This window comes from Arthrobacter globiformis (assembly GCF_003261175.1).
Lineage (GTDB): Bacteria > Actinomycetota > Actinomycetes > Actinomycetales > Micrococcaceae > Arthrobacter > Arthrobacter globiformis_A.
Genome location: NZ_QLNP01000095.1, coordinates 66,752 through 85,218, shown reverse-complemented (window position 1 = coordinate 85,218; position 18,467 = coordinate 66,752). Strand labels below are relative to the sequence as shown.

Genomic DNA, 18,467 nt, shown 5'->3' with positions numbered 1-18,467 from the left:
GCCTAGCGGTGGCGTGCCTAGAGATTCTTCAGCTCACTGCTCGGAGTCCCGACATCGGCTGTGGCCTCTGTCTCAGCGGCGCGCTTCACGGCCCGGCGTGCTCGACGGCGGTCGTTCAGGACGCACAGGCCGATGGCCAGGAAGAAGAGCAGGAGCATGGGGCCGGCAAGGTAGAACATGCTCATCGCGTCGCCGCCCGGGGCGGCCATGGCTGCGAACAGGCAGACAAGGAACACGGTGATGCGCCAGCTTTTGATGAGCTGCTCCCCGCGGAGGATTCCGGCGAGGTTCAGCCCCACCAGGACAACCGGGAGGAGGAAGGCAATGCCGAAGGCGACCAGCAGCCGCAGCACGAAGGAGAGGTAGACCTGCGCGCTGATGAAGTTGGATCCGCCCGCCGGGGTGAAATCAGTCAGGACCCTTACAGCATTGGGCAGGACGAGCCACGCCATCGTCACGCCCCCGATGAAGAGCGGCACTGCGGCCGCCACGAAGGACAGTGCCAGCCGGCGTTCCTTCTTGTGCAGTCCGGGGACGATGAACGCCCAGAGCTGGTACAGCCAGACCGGGCTGGCCAGGATCAACCCCAGGAACACCGACACCTGGATCATCAGGTCGAAGGAGCTCGCCACTCCGTCGAAGTTAAGCGACGCCTGCCGGCCCTCGCTCTCGTTGAGGTCCTTGATCGGTTTGATCAGGGCCGCGAGCATGGGCTGGTAGACCAGGAAACCCGCAACTGTGGCGAGCACAACGGCAATGGCGGACTTGAACAGCCGGTTCCTGAGTTCGCGCAGATGGTCCAGCAGAGCCATCCGTCCCTCAGGGTTGGATTGACGACTCATGGTCAGTGCCACGAAATCCTAGGCGCGGTTGGGCGGCGGAACGTCGTTCCCGTCTGCGGGACGGTTGTCCGTGGCGGCGGAACGCGGGTGGTTGACGACGGTGCCTTCGACGGGATCCGAGCCGTCCTTGGCTTCAGGCGCGCCGTCCTTCTTCATTTCGCGGACTTCCGACTTGAAAATGCGCATCGACTGGCCGAGGCTCCGGGCCATGCCGGGAAGTTTCGGTGCAGCGAAGAGCACCAAAGCCAGGACGATGATGATGATGAGATGCCAGCCTTCAAGCCTCATGGTGGGTGTTCCTTTCGTTTAGCTACATCCTACGTTTATCTGAATTCGATGTCGCGCAGCCGCTGGGGCTGGCCCCGGTCGGTCTTCCGGCGGACCCGGCGCTGGCGCCGGGCCTCCCTGCGGGCCTCTTTGGACGCGTGGTAATCATGCTGCATCTGGTGCGGCGAGGCAAAAGGCGCCGTGCCCGGCGCCACCCCGCCGGCATAGGGGCCAGGCACCGGACCGGCGGCGCCAGCCGACGCTGCCGCCGCAACCGGAAGGCTGGTGAGTTTGTCGCCCGCTTCGCCGAGCTCCTTGACGGTTGCCATGAACTGGCGGAACAGGCGAACGCCCATCAGCACGAAGAGCAGCAGCGACAGTGACACAAGGGCCACCCAAATAAGAATCCAGGACCACCAAGGCATGCTGAGTAGTCTAACTGCCGGACGAGTTAACTTTTGTACGGGCCAGCCGTTGTACCGGCTAGCCCTTGTAGTGTGCCAGGGCCGCCTCGATCCAGTCCCGCGAGGCGCGGGCAAGGGCCTCGGGCTCCAGGATCCGTGCCGTCCCACCGTGCTGGGCCACGAACATGGGCAGCCATGCCGTGTTGCCGAACCGGATATCGGCCACCAAGCCGCCGTCCGGCAGCGGTGCCGTCCGCTCGGCATAATAGTCGTCCGCGAGCCCGGCTCCGCGGGCAGAGAGCTGAACGGTGACCAGGGTGTCGTCGTCGTTGGGGGTGAACAGTTTTGCCGGGAACCCGCCGTCGGGCTTTCTCTCGGACGAAACTGGGTTTCCGGTGGGGGTGAGGTCCTCGATCCGGTCCAGCCGGAAATTCCGCAGCCCGTCCGCCGAATGGCAGTACGCCTCGAAGTACCAGGTGTTGTCCATGGAGTAGAGCCGGAGCGGATCCACGTCCCGCTCCGAAAGCGTATCCTTCTGCGCGGAAAGGTAGACGAGGTGCAGCTGGGACCCTGATTCAATCGCGTCCCGGATAACCTCGAGGTTGGCCGAGTTGCCGGGTCCCACCTCCGGACCGGAGAGGGCAGCGGCACGGAGCCCCTCCTCCCCCGCGGCAGCCATCAGCTTGAGCGTCACCGATTCCAGGGCGCTTCCCTCGGCCAGTTCCGGCAGGCCGTTCAGTGTCTCGAGGCCGGTGAGCAGCGCACAGGCCTCGTCCACGGTGAAGCGGACCGGCCGGTTCAGCTCCATGGACTGGCTGATGAAAACGTGCCCTTCTTCCCACTGGATGTCCAGCAGCTCGTCCGGGTATCCCTGCGGCAGGCCGGAGCAGATCAGGATGAGCAGATCGCCCTCCAGTTCCTGGCGGGTTACCCCGAATCGGTCGGCAACCTCCTCGATGGGCAGGCCCTGGTTGCGGACCAGAAAGGGCACCAGCTGCAGCATCCGCTTAAGCTGGTCTTCCGAAGTTCGCTTGCGGGTCCGTTTTCCCGTCCCGACATGCGCGAACGAGTAAGGCGGCACCGGAGCGTCGATGAAGGCGGCGGCATTCTCCAGGCGGCGCTGCACGGCAGTGGACAGTTCCGCGGGGCCCACCACCCTGACGTTCGGCCCATAGGAGGCCAGCTCCTCCCCGAGCACCTCAGCGTCTCGGTAGGGGACGGTCAGCCGGTCCCACCCGGCGTCGGCCTCCTTGTCCTGGGACACGTCCCGGTCCGCGTCCGGGGACGCAGTGGCCGCAGCGGCGCGCTTGCGCAGCCCCAAAAGCTTGCCGCTGCGGACGTCCACGACGGCGGCCCTGACCGGAAGCTCCGGAAGGCTGTCCAGCTCGGTACGCACGTTGAAGCCGGCGGGCGGCGTGAAGGCCTCCCGCCCCAGAATTGTGACGGCGGACGTGAAGCGCGACAGCCGGAAGAAGCGCTTGGCGCCGCGGCCCCGGTCGAAACCGACGAGGTACCACTGGCCGAAGCGGCTGCCCAGGCCCCAGGGTTCAACGACGCGCTCCTCTTCCCGCCCCGTGCTGCCGGCCAGGTAGAGGAAACGGACGGCGTGCTGGGCGTGCATGGCGGCCACGAGGTCCTCGAACGCCTGGCCCGCCGGCTTGATGCGCGGCTGCACGCCGGCCGGAAGTTCGACGTCGGCCAGGCCGCCCGCCGCCTGAAGCTTGCGTAGGGCGTTGCTCGCCGCCGTGCCCAGCGCCGCCTGCTCCCACAGCTGCGAAGCCAGCAGCAGGACCGCCCATTCGTCCGGGGAGAGTTCCACATCCGGGAGGCGGTTGGACTCCTTGCCGATCCGGTACCGGGTGGTGCCGGGATCGTCCGAACTCCAGCCCAGGTCCGTGACAGTCTCGACGTCGAAGCCGAAGTCCCGCAGGTCGTTCTTGTCGCGTTCGAACATGCGGCCAAAGGTGGCGTCGCTGGCCGCGCCGCCGGCATAGATTTTCTCCCGCAGCTCACTGCGCCGAAGGCCGTACCGCGAGTTCAGCAGGGCTATCAGGAGGTTCAGCAGGCGTTCAGTACGTTGGGCGGACACCCTCGTTACGTTACTAAAGCCATTCCGGCAAAAACGCGAAAGCGCGGCAACAATCCGGAAAATCCTTCCGATTGTTACCGCGCTTAGGCATGGGGTGGGTGGTGGACCCACCCCATGGGGACTAGCGGACGCCCACCAGGTCCACGACGAAGATCAGAGCCTCGTTCGGGCCGATCGCTCCGCCGGCACCGCGTGAGCCGTAAGCCAGCTCCGAGGGGATCTCAAGGCGGCGGCGTCCGCCGACCTTCATGCCGAGCAGCCCCTGGTCCCAGCCCTGGATGACCTGGCCGACGCCGACGCGGAAGTCGAGCGGGGCGCCGCGGCCCCAGGATGCGTCGAACTCTTCGCCGGTAGACCAGGCCACGCCGACGTAGTGCGTGGACACGGTGTCGCCGGCCTTGGCCTCGGGGCCGTCGCCCTCAATGATGTCCGTGATGACGAGTTCCGTGGGCACCGGGCCTTCGGGGAAGTCGATTTCCGGCTTTTCACGGTCGATTTTGCGCTGCCCAAATGACATGCTTGCTCCTTCTGCTGGTGGGTGTTTGGTTGCTTACTTGACGCTTTGCTTATTTAACACCGAGGATGTCGACGACGAACACGAGGTCGCCCTTGGCGTCACCCTGGCCGGAGTCGCCGTAGGCGAGATCCTTGGGGATGACGAGCAGGACGCGCGAGCCGACAGTCTTGCCGGCCAGGCCCTGAGTCCAGCCCTTGATGACTTGGTTCAGCGGGAACGAGGCCGGCTCCTTGCGGTCAAAGCTGGAGTCGAACTTCTTGCCGCTGGCCAGGGCCACGCCGACGTAGTTGACGGTGAGCGTGTCCGTTGCCTTGACGGCGGCGCCCTTGCCCTTGATCAGGTCCTGGGCGATGAGCTTCTTGGGGGCGGCCACTCCCTTGACCGCGATCTCCGGGACGCCGTCCTTTTCGGTGACGGTCGGAAGGCCCGCCGGCGGGGTGACCGGATCGCCTTCCGGCTTGTCCAGGACCTTCGGGGCTTCCTTGGTCGAAAGCACCTTGATGATCAGGAGCTGGGTCGGCTGGGCAGCCTGGCCTTCAGCCGCTGCCTTGCCCGGGATGGCGAGGGCGAGCTGTGAGCCTACCTTGGCGCCAACGAACGCGTTGTAGACGATTGCGCTGCCGGTCTTGAGTTTGTCGTTCAGTTCCAGGGGCTCGGGATCGCGGGGGAAACTGTCGTCCAGCGTGGAACCGTCCTTGGCGTTGAGGGCAAGGACAGAAATCTCGGCAATCTGGTTGGCCTTGACGCGGTCCCCGCCGCCTTCCGTGACCACCTTGACGGTAGGTTCGGTAACGGCCAGCGGCTTGGTGAACTCGACCTTGGGGGCTTTCTTGTCACCGTTGTCCGTCAGCTTGAGCGAGTCGAACTTGGCGGTGTCACCCGCGGACTGGCTGGTCGGTTCCGGGGCTGCTGGCTCCTGGCCACCGCAGGCGGTCAGCAGAAGCAGCGCGGGAAGAAGAATTGCTAGTAGTCGGCGCACGTAAGAACTTTCGTCGGGGCAAGATGGATGCCCTGCCGGTGGAGGTGCCGCACACGGCAAAGCAGTCAGGACCGCAGAACGGCCTCTTCCAGAGTAACGCGGAAAGCTGGGTATCAGCCCATAGAGTCCAGAAGGGCATCGACCCGCTCGTCAACATTGCGGAACGGGTCCTTGCACAAAATGGTCTGGTGCGCGCGGTCGTTGAGCTTCAGGTGGACCCAGTCCACGGTGTAGTCCCGGCCCAGTTCCTGCGCCTTGCGGACGAAATCGCCGCGCAGCTTGGCCCGGGTGGTCTGCGGCGGGGCGTCCACGGCGTCCTTGATGGCCGTTTCCTCGGTCACCCGGCGAACGGCGCCGCGGGACTGGAGCAGGTAATACAGGCCGCGGGAACGGGAGATGTCGTGGTAGGTGAGGTCCAGCTGCGCGATCCTGGGGGCGTCCAGGCCCAGGCCGTGGCGCCTGCGGTAACTGTCCATGAGCTTCTTCTTGATGGCCCAGTCGATCTCGGTGTCGATAGTGCTGGTGTCGCCGCTTTCGATTGCGCGCAGCGTCCGCCCCCACAGGTCCAGGATCAGCGGCACGTGCGGGTTGTGGGCGCCGTTTTCCTCGACGAACGCCGTGACTTTGCTGAGGTACTCCTGCTGGATCTCCAGCGCGGTGAGCTGGCGGCCGTTGGCGAGCCGGACCAGGGCGCGGCCGCTCAGGTCATGGGAGATCTCCCGGATGCTGCGGATGGGGTTTTCCATCCGCATGTCCCGCATGATCACGCCGGCCTCAATCATCCGCAGAATGAGGTCTACGGTGCCTACCTTGAGCAGCGCCGTGGTCTCGGACATGTTGGAGTCGCCCACGATCACATGGAGCCGGCGGTAGAACTCGGCGTCGGCATGCGGCTCGTCCCGGGTGTTGATGATCGGCCGGGAACGGGTGGTGGCCGAGGACACGCCCTCCCAGATGTGGTCCGCCCGCTGCGAAAACGCGTAGGTGGCCCCGTGCGGCGTCTTCAGGATCTTGCCCGCACCGGCGATGAGCTGGCGGGTGACGAGGAACGGGATGAGGATCTCGGCCAGCCGGGTGAACTCGCCGCGGCGCGGAATGAGGTAGTTCTCATGGCTTCCGTAGGAGTTGCCCGCGGAATCGGTGTTGTTCTTGAACAGGTACACCGTCCCGTTGAAGCCCTCGGCGGCAAGCCTGGACTGGGCCTCGTCCACGAGGTCGTCCAGTATGAGCTCCCCGGCGCGGTCATGGGCGATCAGCTGGGCGAGGTCATCGCATTCCGCGGTGGCGTATTCCGGGTGCGAGCCCACGTCGAGGTACAGGCGGGACCCGTTGGTGAGGAACACGTTGGAGGACCGGCCCCAGCTGACCACCTTGCGGAACAGGTAGCGGGCCACCTCCTCCGGTGCGAGGGGCCGGGAGTCCGGGCTCGAATAGGAAATCCCGAATTCGGTTTCAATGCCGAAGATCCTCTTGTCCATGTCAGCTCTCCTCAGCCAGCAGTTCCACAACGTCCTGGTCGGACAACCTGCGGAAAGCCCTCCGCGTCCCCCTGTTGCTTTCCGAACTGCGGTCCAGCACCGCCACTTCCAAGGCCTTGGCCGGCAGGTCGCGTGCCTCGTTGTCCGTCACGAGTCCCCTGACGGCCAGCCGGATCGCCGCGGCGAATGACAGGTCGCGCTGCCAGCCGCCCTCGATCGCCCCGGACACCTTGTCCGCCTGGCCGCCCATCACAATGAAGTTGTGCTCGTCCGCGATCGAGCCGTCGAACGTGAGCCGGTAGAGATGGTCGAGGTCCTGGCTGGCTCCCACCTCTGCCACGGCCAGCTCCACCTCGAACGGCTTCTGCTCCGCGGTGAAGACGGCGCCCAGGCTCTGGGCGTAGACGCTGGCCAGTCCTCTGGCCGTGACGTCCTCGCGGTCGTAGGAATAGCCGCGGACGTCGGCATAGCGCACTCCGGCCTGGCGGAGGCTCTCAAACTCGTTGTACTTGCCGACCGCGGCGAAGGCGATCTTGTCGTAGATCTCGCCGATCTTGTGCAGCGAGGGAGACGGGTTCTCGGCCACGAGGGCAATGCCGTCCTCGCAGCTGACCACGATCACGGACCGTCCGCGGGCGATGCCTTTCCGTGCGAAATCCGCACGGTCCTTCATTAGCTGTTCGGGAGAGACATAGAACTGCTGTGTCATATCAGGCCTCTCTCCGGGCAGCTGTCCTGGACTCGATGATGTTTCCGGCCATGGCGGCGAGGTCGCGCTCCGACACCCGCCGGGCGCCGGCCCGGTTGACGGCATACACCACGGGCCACAGTTGCCGCACGGGGTCGGGGCCGCCGGTGGCGGAGTCGTCGTCGGCGGCATCGTAGAGGGACTCCACGGCGACGGCTATGGCTTCGTCCTCGGGAAGGTTGGGCCGCCAAAGCTTTTTGAGCGCGCCGCGGGCGAACATTGATCCGGAGCCCACCGCGTGGTGTTCCTGTTCCTCATAGCGGCCGCCGGTCACGTCGTAGGAGAAGAGCCGCCCCGCTCCGGCGGCAGAGTCAAAGCCAGCGAACAGCGGGACCACGGCCAGGCCCTGCAGTGCCATCGGCAGGTTGCCCCGGATCATGGCTCCCAGACGGTTCGCCTTGCCCTCCAGGCTCAGCGGGGTGCCTTCGATCTTTTCGTAGTGTTCCAGCTCCACCTGGAACAGGCGGGTCAGGTCGATCGCGATGCCTGCCGTGCCGGCGATGCCGACTACAGAGTACTGGTCTGCGGGAAAGACCTTTTCGATGTGCCGGCTGGCGATGATGTTGCCCATGGTGGCGCGGCGGTCGCCGGCCATGACGATGCCGCCAGCATAGGTCATGGCCACGATGGTGGTGGCGTGGGGCACGGCCAGCGGCTGGCCGGTGGACGTGCCCGCAGCGAATGGTGCGTATTGGGGAAGCAGTTCCGGACGGTCGCGTTGGAGATGCTCAGTGAACGACGACGTCGCGTGGGCGGCTACCTTGTTGGCTGTTGTCTCCTGCACTGGTGCACTCCTTCAACGTCATAATTCAGCGGCTGTCCGGTAGCTGTGGCTTCCGTGCCCCGTGCGGTCGGCGTGGCTGCCGGTCTACTGGCCGCCCTTTTGCACGAATGCCCGGACGAATTCCTCCGCGTTGGACTCCAGGACTCCGTCGATCTCGTCAAGGAGATCGTCAACGCCCTGCGTCGAGGCAGATGCCTGTCCTTCTGCGGGCGCCGGTGGTACGGGGACCTCTTCCTCGACCTCGGTGTCGCGTGGCTGTGGCTGCTGCTGCTCCTGGCCTGCCATGTCCTTCTCCTTCATCCAGTCCCCCACTCCCGAGGGACATCCTGTATGCCCATAGTGCCACGCAAAGGGCCGTTGCGGGGTGCATTATGCCGGTGGCGGAGCCGGTGCCGATCCAAGGAGTTCCGCAAGGAACGGACCCGCCTCCCGGTGCCTGGCAAACAGCCCTCCCGTGAGCGCCTTTGTGCCGCGCAGCGGCTCCCGGGTGGGCACACGCTGCAGCCTTCCGTAACCCGGGACGTCGAAGATCACCGAGTCCCAACTGGCCCCCACCACGTCCTTACTGAAGCTGCTGACGCAGCGTCCCCGGAAGTATGCCCGGGTGTCCGACGGCGGTTCCGTCACTGCGGCGGCAATGCCGGCGTCGTCCACGATCCGCTGCATCCGGTTCCGGGAGAGCAGGCGGTAGTAGAGCCCTTTTTCGGGCCGGAGGTCAGACCACTGCAGGTCGACCAGGCCTAGCCGGGCGTCATCCCACTGGAGGCCGTCGCGCTGGCGGTAGCCCTCCAGGATGGACAGCTTGGCCAGCCACTCCACCGACGTGGCGGCGGCAGAGCGGTCGCTGTCCAGCTGCGTCAGGGTGGCGGCCCACCGCTCCAGCACGGCGTGCGTGTGGCCGTCGCCGTCGACGGCGTCCGAGACTCCCGTGTCCTGCGCCAGCTTGGCGGCGGCCTCGTGGTACATCCACTGCAGGTCAAGGGCCGTCACCCGGCGGCCGTCCTGCAGCCTGACCGTGGCGGTCAGGGTGGTGTCGTGGCTGATGGCCTGAAGCGCGGCCACCGGCTCATGCACCTCGATGCGTGGCGCGAGGCCCGCCTCGATCAGGCTCAGTACCATGGCGGTAGTGCCGAACTTCAGGTAGTTGGACACCTGGCTCAGGTTGGCGTCGCCGATGATGACGTGCAGCCGCCGGTACTTGTCCGCCGTTGCATGCGGCTCGTCGCGGGTATTGATGATGGGACGCCGGATAGTGGTTTCGAGCCCTACCTCCGCCTCGAAGAAGTCCGCCCGCTGGCTGATCTGGTAACCGGACCGGGAGCCGTCCTGGCCCATGCCCACCCGCCCCGAGCCGCAGATGATCTGCCGCGACACGAAAAACGGGGTCAGCCCGCGGACAATGTCGCCGAACGGGACGGACCGCGGCATCAGGTAGTTTTCGTGCGACCCGTAGGACACGGACTTGTTGTCGGTGTTGTTCTTATAGAGGTTGACGGCGGGCAGTTCCGTGTCGCTGGCCAGCCTGCGGACCGCGGCCAGGCCCACGAGGTCGCCGGCCGCGTCCCAGGCCACTGCGGCCGCGGGGTTGGTGACCTCCGGGCTGGAGTACTCCGGGTGTGCGTGGTCCACGTAGAGCCGTGCCCCGTTGCCGAGCACCATGTTCATCAGCAGCGAGCCCGATTCGTCCTCGCCGTCCAGCTCAAGCTCCTCGCGGCCGTAGGCAAGCGCGACCGCCTCTGCGTCCAGCACAGGCGGCTGGTCCGTCAGCTGGCTCGGGTGGGCCTGTCCGCGCTCGAGCGTCCAGCCGCGGGCGTCGTGCAGCGGCTCCTCGTCCGTGTAGTCCCAGCGGGTCTCGGCGCCGCCCGCGGCCCGGAGCCGGGTGACCTGGGCGTAAGCCTGGACCACCCGGGCGGACATCATGGTGGCATTGGCGCCCGGAGCGGCCGGCGCGTGAATCCCGTATTCGGTTTCCGAGCCCATGACCCGCATGGCGCCGCCAGCCGGCAGGCCACCTCCCAGCACCGGCTCGGAGCCGGCCGTCACAGGTACTGGCCCGTGCTGGGCATGGTCTCGATGGATTTGCCGGGCTCCTGGCCGGCCTTGCCCTGGACGATGGTGCGGATGTACGTGATGCGCTCACCCTTCTTGCCGGAGATGCGTGCCCAGTCATCCGGGTTGGTGGTGTTGGGCATGTCCTCGTGCTCGCGGAACTCATCGACGACGGCGCGCAGCAGGTGGTCGATGCGCAGGCCCTTCTGCTGCGTGGTCAGGAGGTCCTTGATGGCGTACTTCTTGGCGCGGTCCACGACGTTCTGGACCACGGCCCCGGAGTTGAAGTCCTTGAAGTACAGCATCTCGGTGTCGCCGTTGGCGTAGGTGACTTCCAGGAACTCGTTGGACTTCTCCGTCGAGTACATCGATTCCACGGTGCGCTGGACCATGGCGTCGACAGTCTCCTGGACATCGCCGTCGTGCTCCACCAGGTCATCCTCGTGGAACGGCAGGTCCGGGGTGATGTATTTCCTGAAGATGTCCGCCGCGGCCTCGGCGTCGGGACGCTGGATCTTGACCTTAACGTCCAGCCGGCCGGGGCGCAGGATGGCGGGGTCGATCATGTCCTCACGGTTGGAGGCGCCGATGACAATCACGTTGTCCAGCCGCTCCACGCCGTCGATCTCGCTCAGCAGCTGCGGCACAATCGTGGTTTCGACGTCGGAGGAGATGCCGGTGCCGCGGGTGCGGAAGAGCGAATCCATCTCGTCGAAGAAGACCACAACGGGGCTGCCGTCCGAGGCCTTTTCGCGGGCCCGGGAGAAAATCAGCCGGATGTGGCGTTCGGTCTCGCCGACGTACTTGTCGAGGAGTTCGGGTCCCTTGATATTGAGGAAGTAGCTCTTCAGGTCGATATTGCCCGAGCGTTCCGCAGCGCGCGCGGCGAGGGAGTTGGCCACCGCCTTGGCGATGAGGGTCTTGCCGCAGCCCGGAGGGCCATAGAGCAGGATCCCCTTGGGGGCTTTGAGGCCGTGCTCGCGGTAGAGGTCCGGATGCAGGAACGGCAGCTCGATGGCGTCCCGGATCTGTTCGATCTGCGGGCCGAGTCCGCCGATGTCCTCGTAGGTGATGTCCGGGACTTCCTCCAGGACGAGGTTCTCAACTTCGGACCGCGGGACCTTCTCGAGGGCGTACCCGGTGCGCGAATCGATGGAAAGGGCATCCCCCACCCGCAGCTTTTCGTCCAGGAGCGGACCGGCGAGCCTGATAACACGCTCTTCGTCTGCACGGCCCAGCACCAGGGCGCGGTCCGGGCCGAGCAGTTCCTTGAGCGTGACGAGTTCGCCCGCGCGCTCGTAGCCGAGGCCGGCCACCACCAGGAGCGCCTCGTTGAGGAGGACCTCCTGGCCCACGGCCAGCTGGTTGATGTTGACCAGGGGGCTGATGCCAACCCGCATTTTGCGCCCGGCGTTGAAGATGTCCACCGATTCCTCGGTGGCCGCCTGGCCGCTGCCGGCAGCCAGCCGGCGCGGGTTCAGCTGGAGGACGGTGCCGAAGCTGTACGGCGGCTGCCCCTCCTGGTCCAGGGCGTTCTTCAGCCGGAGTATTTCGGCCTTGGCTGTTTCCAGCATTGCCACGAGCTTGGTGTTGTTCTGGGTGGCAGCTGCCAGCTGGCGGTCGATATGCCTCAGTTTGTCCCTGAGGATATTGACCTGCCGGTCCGCGACAGACAGTTCGTTGGCGCCAGCCTGTTCAGCCGGCGTAGGCACGGAGTCCTTGTTTGGCGTCTCCATGATGCATCAGCCCCTTCCTGCGCTCTTCTTAAGACGATAGCCCCAAGTTGGCTGGTAGAGCCGACGACATCCGAAATACGGACTAGTTTGTGATCTCCGGGTCGTCCTTCACGTTTGTGCCCGCGATCGCGTCCCGAGCCGCCCGGCGGAGCTTTTTGTCCGAGACCAGGCGTTCCCCCACGGCGCCCGGTGTCCAGGCATTGACGTCCTCTTCGTTGAAGTCGGTCTTGGACGGACGCCGCTTTACGGAGATGCCGGTGACGCCGTCGGCGAGCCGCCGGGTGACCAGCAGGAACCCTGTGTGGGCGACCATGCGGTGGTCGGGGCGCACAGCGAGCCCTTCGAGATGCCAGCCGCGGACCATGGATTCCCAGGCGTCCGGTTCGGTGAACCGGCCGTCAGCGCGGATGGCTTCCGCCGTGCGGGAGAGCTGGGTGACAGTGGCGACGTAGTTGATCCAGACGCCGCCGGGAGCCAGGACGGTGGCCACAGCGTCCAGGCATTCCCACGGTGCCAGCATGTCCAGGACCACGCGGTCGATGGACCCCGGTTCTTCGGTGCGGACCACTTCATCCTGGAAGTCGCCCAGGGAGATCTGCCAGGCCGGGTGCGGGCCGCCGAAGATCGTTTCCACGTTGCCGCGGGCAATGGCTGCGAATTCCTCGCGGCGTTCAAAGGAGTGCAGGTAGCCCTGGTCCCCCACCGCGCGCAGCAGCGAGATGGAGAGCGCGCCTGAGCCCACGCCTGCTTCCACCACGCGGGCACCAGGGAAGATGTCTGCCATGGTGACGATCTGTGCGGCGTCTTTGGGGTAGACAACGGCGGCGCCGCGGGGCATGGAGAGGACGAAATCGGACAGCAGCGGGCGGAGCGTCTGGTACTGCTGGCCGACGTTGTTGACCACCACCGAGCCGTCAACCTTGCCGATGATGTCATCGTGGTTGAGGAAGCCGCGGTGCGTGTGGAAGGCTCCGCCGGCCTCGAGGCTGATGGTATTCATGCGGCCGCGCTCATCCGTCAGCTGGACCCGTTCGCCTTCCCGGAAGGGGCCGCGCCGCCGGGCAGCGCCGGCCGGCTGGTCCGCCGTGCCGGCTGCAGTGCCGGAGGAAAGGCCCGTGCTGGTTCCGTTGGCGGCAGATTCGCTGCTCATGACTGTGTCCTCGCTCCTGTGAAAGCTGTGTTGGCGTGCACCGTGGCGGTCCGGCAGGGCGCCGTGCACCCGCTGCCGATTTCACGACCGGCACGTAACTCTACCGGTTCTGGCCCTGCCGGCGCGTGTTTTAGCGGGGGGCCTTGCCTGTTATGGCGGTCACCACGGTGGACTGCCGCAGCAGGCCGGTGACCCGGCCGTTGTGGTCAACCACCGCGTAGTCGTGTCCCTCGAGCTGTGCCAGGTACTGGAGCAGCTCCTGGCCTTTGGACCATTCCGGCACATACGCGCCGGCACCGAGCGGGTAGGCCACCGCTCCGGCGGGGGTGGTGCCGGCCACGGCGGCGGGTACCGCGGCCAGGGCTGCGGGGTCTACCACGCCGCTTGGCCTGCCGTCGGGACCGCAGAGCACGACGGCGGTCCGCCCGCCTGCTGATGCCCGGAGGACGTCGCCGACGCTCCCGGCGTCGGAAAGGCCGACGGCGGGTTCGGCCAATGCGGCGGCGCTCACCAGGTGGAGCCGGCTGCGCAGGCGGCCCTGCTGGATTGACGCTGATGCGCCCATCCAGAGGAAGCCGCCGACCAGAACAGTGATGAGCAGCATGCTGGTGTCCGGTACGTCTCCGCTGAGCAGCGGCCGGACGATGAACCACGAGCCCAGGGCGATGGCGATGACGCGTCCGCCCCAGCCGGCAGCGACGGTGCCTTTGGCGTGGCTGCCGGTGGCCTTCCATACAGCGGATTCCACCAGGCGGCCGCCGTCCAGCGGCAGCCCTGGCAGCACGTTGAAGATGCCGATCACGAGGTTCGCCCAGAAGAAGATGTTCAGGAGCGTGTCCGCTACGCCGGACAGGCCGCCCGAGGAGATCACCAGCCAGGCCGCCCCGGCCAGCACGAAGTTGGCGGCGGGCCCGGCCATGGCCACCAGCACGGACCGTCCGGGTGTGGCCGTGAAGCTTTCAAACTGGGTGTGGCCGCCCCAGAGGTTGAGCACGATTTTCTCGCTGGGCCAGCCGTAGATCTTGGCCGTCAGCGCATGCGCGAGCTCATGGACAAGCACTGACAGCAGAAGCAGGACCGCGTAGGCGAATGCCACGTAGTACGCCCCGATGCCCAAAGAAGGGGTCCCATGCTGCAGGACCGGCCCGTACGCAATCACCGTGAACGCGGCGATGATGAACCACGAGTAGGCCAGCACGATGGGTATGCCGGCGATCCTGCCGAGCGGAATACCCTCGCGGCGGTTGTTTTTGGTCTGCACGTTGGTGGGCGGCTGCTGGTTCGGGTTCTGCTGACCGGATCCCGCGGGATCAGACACGTTCCGGGCTCCTTAATTCACGTTCTCGAAGGTTGCCGCAGGTTCGCGCGAGCCGAGACGGAGCCTGACCAGCTCCTCGAGTTCGGCCACGGTGCGGTCCGCGAGGGTATCCCAGGTGGTTCTGCGTGCATCGTCCGGCAGCGGCATGAGGTGCGGAATGGCCACGGTCACTGCGCCTGATGCCACGGCCGCGGCAGCACCCGGTTCCGAGTCCTCCAGCGCCACGCAGTGGTCGACGGTGAGCTCAGGATCCTGCTGCTTCAGCAGGTCCACAGCCTTGAGGTATGCCTCGGGGTGCGGTTTGCCCTGCGTTACGGTGTCGCCGGTAACAAGGAACTCGAAGTAGTTCCGGGGAAGGCTCGCCACGATCTCGCGGGCCAGCGGTGCCTCTGACATGGTCACAAGGGCACAACGCACGCCGGCGGTGAAAAGTTCATCCAGCAGTTCCCGGGCCCCCGGGCGCCACGGCACGTTCTCGCGGACTCGGCTGATGACCTGGCCGGTAAGGGTGTCGATGATCTCGCGGATCTCCAGGCGCACGCCGGCCCGCTGGAGGATGCCGGCCGAGTGGACCAGGGATTGCCCTACGAGCTGCATGGCCTGTTCGTGCGACCATGTCCCCCCGTACGACTCGACAAGGTTGTGTTCGGCTTCGATCCAGTAGGGTTCGGTGTCAACGATGGTGCCGTCCATGTCCCATAAAACGGCTTTGAGCAAGGGCTGAGTGGCGGCGGATTCCATGCTTTCCACTGTACCGGGCCGCCCGGCGGCGCCCTGCCGCGTGCCCCGGCCGTACGCCGTCGGCGAATATCAGCGCTTCGCCCGCAGGGATGATGAGCATGGATGATCAGCAGGGACGACCGGCAGGGACGAGGGTTAGTCCGGATCTGCGGCGGTTCGTTCTATGCAACAGCAACGCTTGTGGACGTAGGGTGAAGGGATGAATAGCTTCGACGGAGACACCAACGAACCGGGCACAGCGCCTGAGGCGGAGCAGTTGCTGCAGCCTGTTCCGGAGGGCCAGCGTATTACGGTGATGCTGGCTGCGTTCGAGGGCTGGAATGACGCGGGGGAAGCCGCCAGTGATGCGCTCCGTTACCTCAACAAGCTTTGGGGCGGAAAGAAGGTCGCCTCCATAGACGCCGACGAGTACTACGACTTCCAGTTCACCAGGCCCACGGTCCGCCGCACTGCCTCCGGAGAACGCAAGATCAAGTGGCCGTCCACGCGGATCTACAAGGCCAGCGCCCCCGGTACCAACGTGGACGTGATTTTCATCCAGGGCACCGAACCGTCCTATAAGTGGCGCGCATACACAGCGGAACTGCTTGTGCACGCCGAGGCGCTGCATGTGGATTACGTGGTCCTGGTCGGTGCGCTGCTGGCGGACGTGCCGCACAGCCGTCCCATCCCGGTCAGCACATCCACGGACGACAGTGTGCTGCGGGAACGGCTGAACCTCGAAGCCTCGCAGTATGAGGGCCCCGTCGGAATCGTCGGCGTGCTGTCCGAGGTATCCCTGCTGGCCGGCATTCCCACCGTCTCCCTCTGGGCGGCGGTGCCGCATTACGTTGCACAGGCCCCGTCACCCAAGGCGCAGCTGGCGCTCCTGCACCGCATCGAGGAACTGCTCCAGGTTCCTCTGGACACGCACGAGCTGGCTGAGGAGGCCGAGGCGTGGGAGCGCGGCGTCAACGAGCTGGCCACCGAGGATCCCGAAATTGCCGCCTACGTGCGGCAGTTGGAGGAAGCGAAGGACACCGCCGACCTGCCCGAGGCCAGCGGCGAATCCATTGCGCGGGAGTTTGAGCGCTACCTGAAGCGGCGGGGCAAGGACAAGCCCTAGGGGCTCGGACACTTGGGCTCCGCCGTTTCGACGGTTCCCTGCCCGTTAGACGTTGCGGAACGTCGTACGCGCAGGGAACCGTCGAAACGGGCGTTTAGAGTTCGACGCCGAGAAGGGCGTTGACGGCGTCGCGCACCAGGGCCTGGTCTGCTTCGGACGCGTCGTTGTCGCTGGCGCTGTTAAGTGCGCGCTCTGACCATCGGTCGACGGCGGCCAGGGCCGCGGGCGCGTCGAGGTCGTTGGCCAGGGCCTCGCGCATTTGCGCGATCAGTTCCGTGGCGGTCCCGGCCGGCGCCGCCGCCAGGGCTGAACGCCACCGTTCCAGGCGTGCCTTGGCCTCGTCGAAGCCTTCCGCCGTCCAGGACCAGTCGGACCGGTAGTGGTGCGCCAGGATGGCAAGCCGGATGGCCGCCGGTTCTTCACCCGCACCGCGCAGCTTGGAGACCAGGACCAGGTTGCCCTTGGACTTGGACATCTTTTCGCCGTCCAGTCCCACCATGCCGGCGTGGGCGAAGTGCTCGGCCAGCGGGACACCGGAGAGCGAGTACGCGTGCCCGGCCCCCATCTCGTGGTGCGGGAAAACCAGGTCTGAGCCGCCGCCCTGCACGGTGAAGGGGGCGGGCAGGTACTTCTGGGCGATGACGGTGCATTCGATGTGCCAGCCGGGCCGGCCCTCCCCCAGCTCGCCGCCGGGCCAGCTGGGTTCGCCGTCGCGGGCCACGCGCCACAGCAGCGGGTCGAGGGCCTGGCGCTTGCCGGCCCTGCCGGGGTCGCCGCCGCGCTCGGCAAAAAGTTCAAGCATTTCGGCTTCCGGAAGTCCGGAGACGGCTCCGAGGGTCCAGGCGTCCACGCCGACGGCATGCTTGCTGGCTGCCTCGACGTCGTAGTAGACATCGCCGTCGGGCTCACCCGGGGTGCCGTTAACCCGGTAGGCCAGACCCTGGCGCAGGAGCCGTTCAATTGCGGGGACGATCAGCGGCATGGCTTCGACGGCGCCCACGTAGTGATCGGGCGCGATGACGTTGAGGGCTTCCATATCAGTGCGGAAAAGCTCGATTTGGCTCTCCGCCAGCTCGCGCCAGTCAACGCCGGTGGCCTCGGCACGTTCCAGCAGCGGGTCGTCGACGTCGGTGACGTTCTGGACGTACGCAACCTGCTGGCCGGCGTCGCGCCAGGCACGGTTCAGCAGGTCGAACGCGACGTAGCTGGCGGCGTGTCCCATATGGGTGGCGTCATACGGGGTGATCCCGCAGACATACATCGATTTTTCGCCATCGGCATTCAGGGTTACGGCGCGCTGTGCGGTTGTGTCGAACAGTCGGAGCGCGGGCATTTCCCCCGGCAGGACAGGCACGGGGCGGGAGATCCAGGACTTCACAGACCAAGCCTAGTGCTAGGCGCTGATGACATTGAAACCGAGCAGGAGGTACAGGGCGAGGCCAAGGAAGATGCGGTACCAGACAAACAGCCGGTAGCTGCGCGTTGAGATGAACTTCAGGAACCACCCGATGATGACGTAGCCGACGACGAAGGCGATCACTGTTGCCAGGGCCGTCTCCCCCAGTCCGAACGGGCCGCTCGCTCCGTCCTTGGCGACCACCTTGAACAGCTGGTAGAGGCCGCTGCCGAAGACGGCCGGGATGGCGAGGAGGAAGGAGTACCGGGCGGCCGCTTCACGGGTGTACCCCATGAGGAGACCTGCGGTGATGGTGCCGCCAGAGCGGGAAACCCCGGGAATCAGGGCCATGGCCTGGGCGAAGCCGTAGAGGATGCCGTGCTTGTAGGTGAGCCCGGAGAGGTCGCGGTCCTGCTTGCCGATGGCGTCGGCCACGGCCAGGATGAGGCCGAAAACGATGAGCATGGTGGCAACGATCCAGAGGCTGCGCAGGACGGATTCGATCTGGTCCTGGAACAGCAGGCCCAGGACGATGATGGGCAGGCTGCCCAGGATCACCAGCCAGCCCATCCGGGCGTCGGGGTCCTGGCGGGAGACCCGTCCGGACAGGGAGCCGAACCAGGCTTTCACGATCCGGACGATGTCCCGCCAGAAGTAGACGATCACGGCGGTCTCCGTGCCGAGCTGCGTGATGGCGGTAAAGGCCGCGCCGGGGTCAGCCGCGTTCGGCAGGAACGAGCCTACGATCCGGAGGTGGGCGCTCGACGAAATAGGTAGGAATTCGGTCAGTCCCTGCACAAGACCCAGCAGGGCCGCTTCAATCCAGTTCACGCTAAGACCCTACGTCATGATGCGGGTGGTTTC

18 protein-coding genes are annotated in these 18,467 nt (G+C 66.1%); 1 reads left to right on the top strand and 17 read right to left on the bottom strand.

The genetic code is table 11. The annotated features are described in order from the left end of the window. Window positions 1-17: 17 nt before the first annotated feature. The 15 genes from tatC to DBZ45_RS15720 all read right to left on the bottom strand — a co-directional run bounded on the left by tatC (window position 18) and on the right by DBZ45_RS15720 (window position 15,102). On the bottom strand, window positions 18-812 hold the full coding sequence (tatC, locus tag DBZ45_RS15790; RefSeq protein WP_190243157.1) for a twin-arginine translocase subunit TatC: 795 nt from the start codon (window positions 810-812) through the stop codon (window positions 18-20). Between the two features lie 48 nt (window positions 813-860). After that, window positions 861-1,130: a Sec-independent protein translocase subunit TatA gene (gene tatA / locus DBZ45_RS15785; RefSeq protein ID WP_111904819.1), complete on the bottom strand. Its 270-nt coding sequence runs from the start codon at window positions 1,128-1,130 to the stop codon at window positions 861-863. 35 nt (window positions 1,131-1,165) lie between these two features. Further along, a complete protein-coding gene (locus DBZ45_RS15780) occupies window positions 1,166-1,534 on the bottom strand; it encodes a hypothetical protein (RefSeq protein WP_111904818.1) in 369 nt (122 codons plus the stop codon). A 58-nt stretch (window positions 1,535-1,592) separates the two neighbouring features. After that, complete coding sequence (locus DBZ45_RS15775) at window positions 1,593-3,602, bottom strand: helix-turn-helix transcriptional regulator (protein WP_111904817.1); 2,010 nt, start codon at window positions 3,600-3,602, stop codon at window positions 1,593-1,595. A gap of 121 nt (window positions 3,603-3,723) precedes the next feature. Then, on the bottom strand, window positions 3,724-4,119 hold the full coding sequence (locus DBZ45_RS15770; protein WP_102973626.1) for an FKBP-type peptidyl-prolyl cis-trans isomerase: 396 nt from the start codon (window positions 4,117-4,119) through the stop codon (window positions 3,724-3,726). Between the two features lie 49 nt (window positions 4,120-4,168). Beyond that, window positions 4,169-5,098 carry an FKBP-type peptidyl-prolyl cis-trans isomerase gene (locus tag DBZ45_RS15765; RefSeq protein ID WP_111904816.1) on the bottom strand — a complete coding sequence of 310 codons (930 nt, stop codon included), beginning with the start codon at window positions 5,096-5,098 and terminating at the stop codon, window positions 4,169-4,171. A gap of 113 nt (window positions 5,099-5,211) precedes the next feature. After that, entirely contained in the window at window positions 5,212-6,576 is a 1,365-nt protein-coding gene (pafA, locus tag DBZ45_RS15760) for a Pup--protein ligase (protein WP_102973624.1), read from the bottom strand. A 1-nt stretch (window position 6,577) separates the two neighbouring features. Then, window positions 6,578-7,285 carry a proteasome subunit alpha gene (prcA, locus tag DBZ45_RS15755; protein WP_111904815.1) on the bottom strand — a complete coding sequence of 236 codons (708 nt, stop codon included), beginning with the start codon at window positions 7,283-7,285 and terminating at the stop codon, window positions 6,578-6,580. 1 nt (window position 7,286) lies between these two features. Next, a complete protein-coding gene (prcB, locus tag DBZ45_RS15750; RefSeq protein WP_111904814.1) occupies window positions 7,287-8,108 on the bottom strand; it encodes a proteasome subunit beta in 822 nt (273 codons plus the stop codon). 84 nt (window positions 8,109-8,192) lie between these two features. Then, complete coding sequence (locus DBZ45_RS15745; protein WP_076802936.1) at window positions 8,193-8,393, bottom strand: ubiquitin-like protein Pup; 201 nt, start codon at window positions 8,391-8,393, stop codon at window positions 8,193-8,195. A gap of 84 nt (window positions 8,394-8,477) precedes the next feature. After that, the gene (dop, locus tag DBZ45_RS15740) at window positions 8,478-10,097 is read right to left on the bottom strand and encodes a depupylase/deamidase Dop (RefSeq protein ID WP_111904851.1); all 1,620 of its coding nucleotides are present in this window, start codon (window positions 10,095-10,097) and stop codon (window positions 8,478-8,480) included. A gap of 50 nt (window positions 10,098-10,147) precedes the next feature. After that, window positions 10,148-11,893 (bottom strand): proteasome ATPase, encoded by a 1,746-nt coding sequence (gene arc / locus DBZ45_RS15735; protein ID WP_111904813.1) that lies wholly within the window; start codon window positions 11,891-11,893, stop codon window positions 10,148-10,150. Window positions 11,894-11,975: 82 nt separating this feature from the next. After that, on the bottom strand, window positions 11,976-13,043 hold the full coding sequence (locus tag DBZ45_RS15730; RefSeq protein WP_111904812.1) for a tRNA (adenine-N1)-methyltransferase: 1,068 nt from the start codon (window positions 13,041-13,043) through the stop codon (window positions 11,976-11,978). A gap of 130 nt (window positions 13,044-13,173) precedes the next feature. After that, complete coding sequence (locus tag DBZ45_RS15725) at window positions 13,174-14,361, bottom strand: site-2 protease family protein (RefSeq protein ID WP_440130527.1); 1,188 nt, start codon at window positions 14,359-14,361, stop codon at window positions 13,174-13,176. Between the two features lie 12 nt (window positions 14,362-14,373). After that, window positions 14,374-15,102 (bottom strand): HAD family hydrolase, encoded by a 729-nt coding sequence (locus DBZ45_RS15720; protein WP_111904811.1) that lies wholly within the window; start codon window positions 15,100-15,102, stop codon window positions 14,374-14,376. A gap of 199 nt (window positions 15,103-15,301) precedes the next feature. On the opposite strand from DBZ45_RS15720, the gene DBZ45_RS15715 reads away from it, so the two are divergent. Further along, window positions 15,302-16,207, top strand: a complete 906-nt coding sequence (locus DBZ45_RS15715) for a PAC2 family protein (RefSeq protein ID WP_111904810.1) — start codon at window positions 15,302-15,304, stop codon at window positions 16,205-16,207. Window positions 16,208-16,301: 94 nt separating this feature from the next. Here DBZ45_RS15715 and mshC read toward each other — a convergent pair whose 3' ends face one another. Then, complete coding sequence (gene mshC, locus DBZ45_RS15710) at window positions 16,302-17,585, bottom strand: cysteine--1-D-myo-inosityl 2-amino-2-deoxy-alpha-D-glucopyranoside ligase (protein WP_111904809.1); 1,284 nt, start codon at window positions 17,583-17,585, stop codon at window positions 16,302-16,304. Window positions 17,586-17,600: 15 nt separating this feature from the next. Further along, on the bottom strand, window positions 17,601-18,434 hold the full coding sequence (locus DBZ45_RS15705) for an undecaprenyl-diphosphate phosphatase (RefSeq protein ID WP_111904808.1): 834 nt from the start codon (window positions 18,432-18,434) through the stop codon (window positions 17,601-17,603). Window positions 18,435-18,467 lie beyond the last annotated feature (33 nt).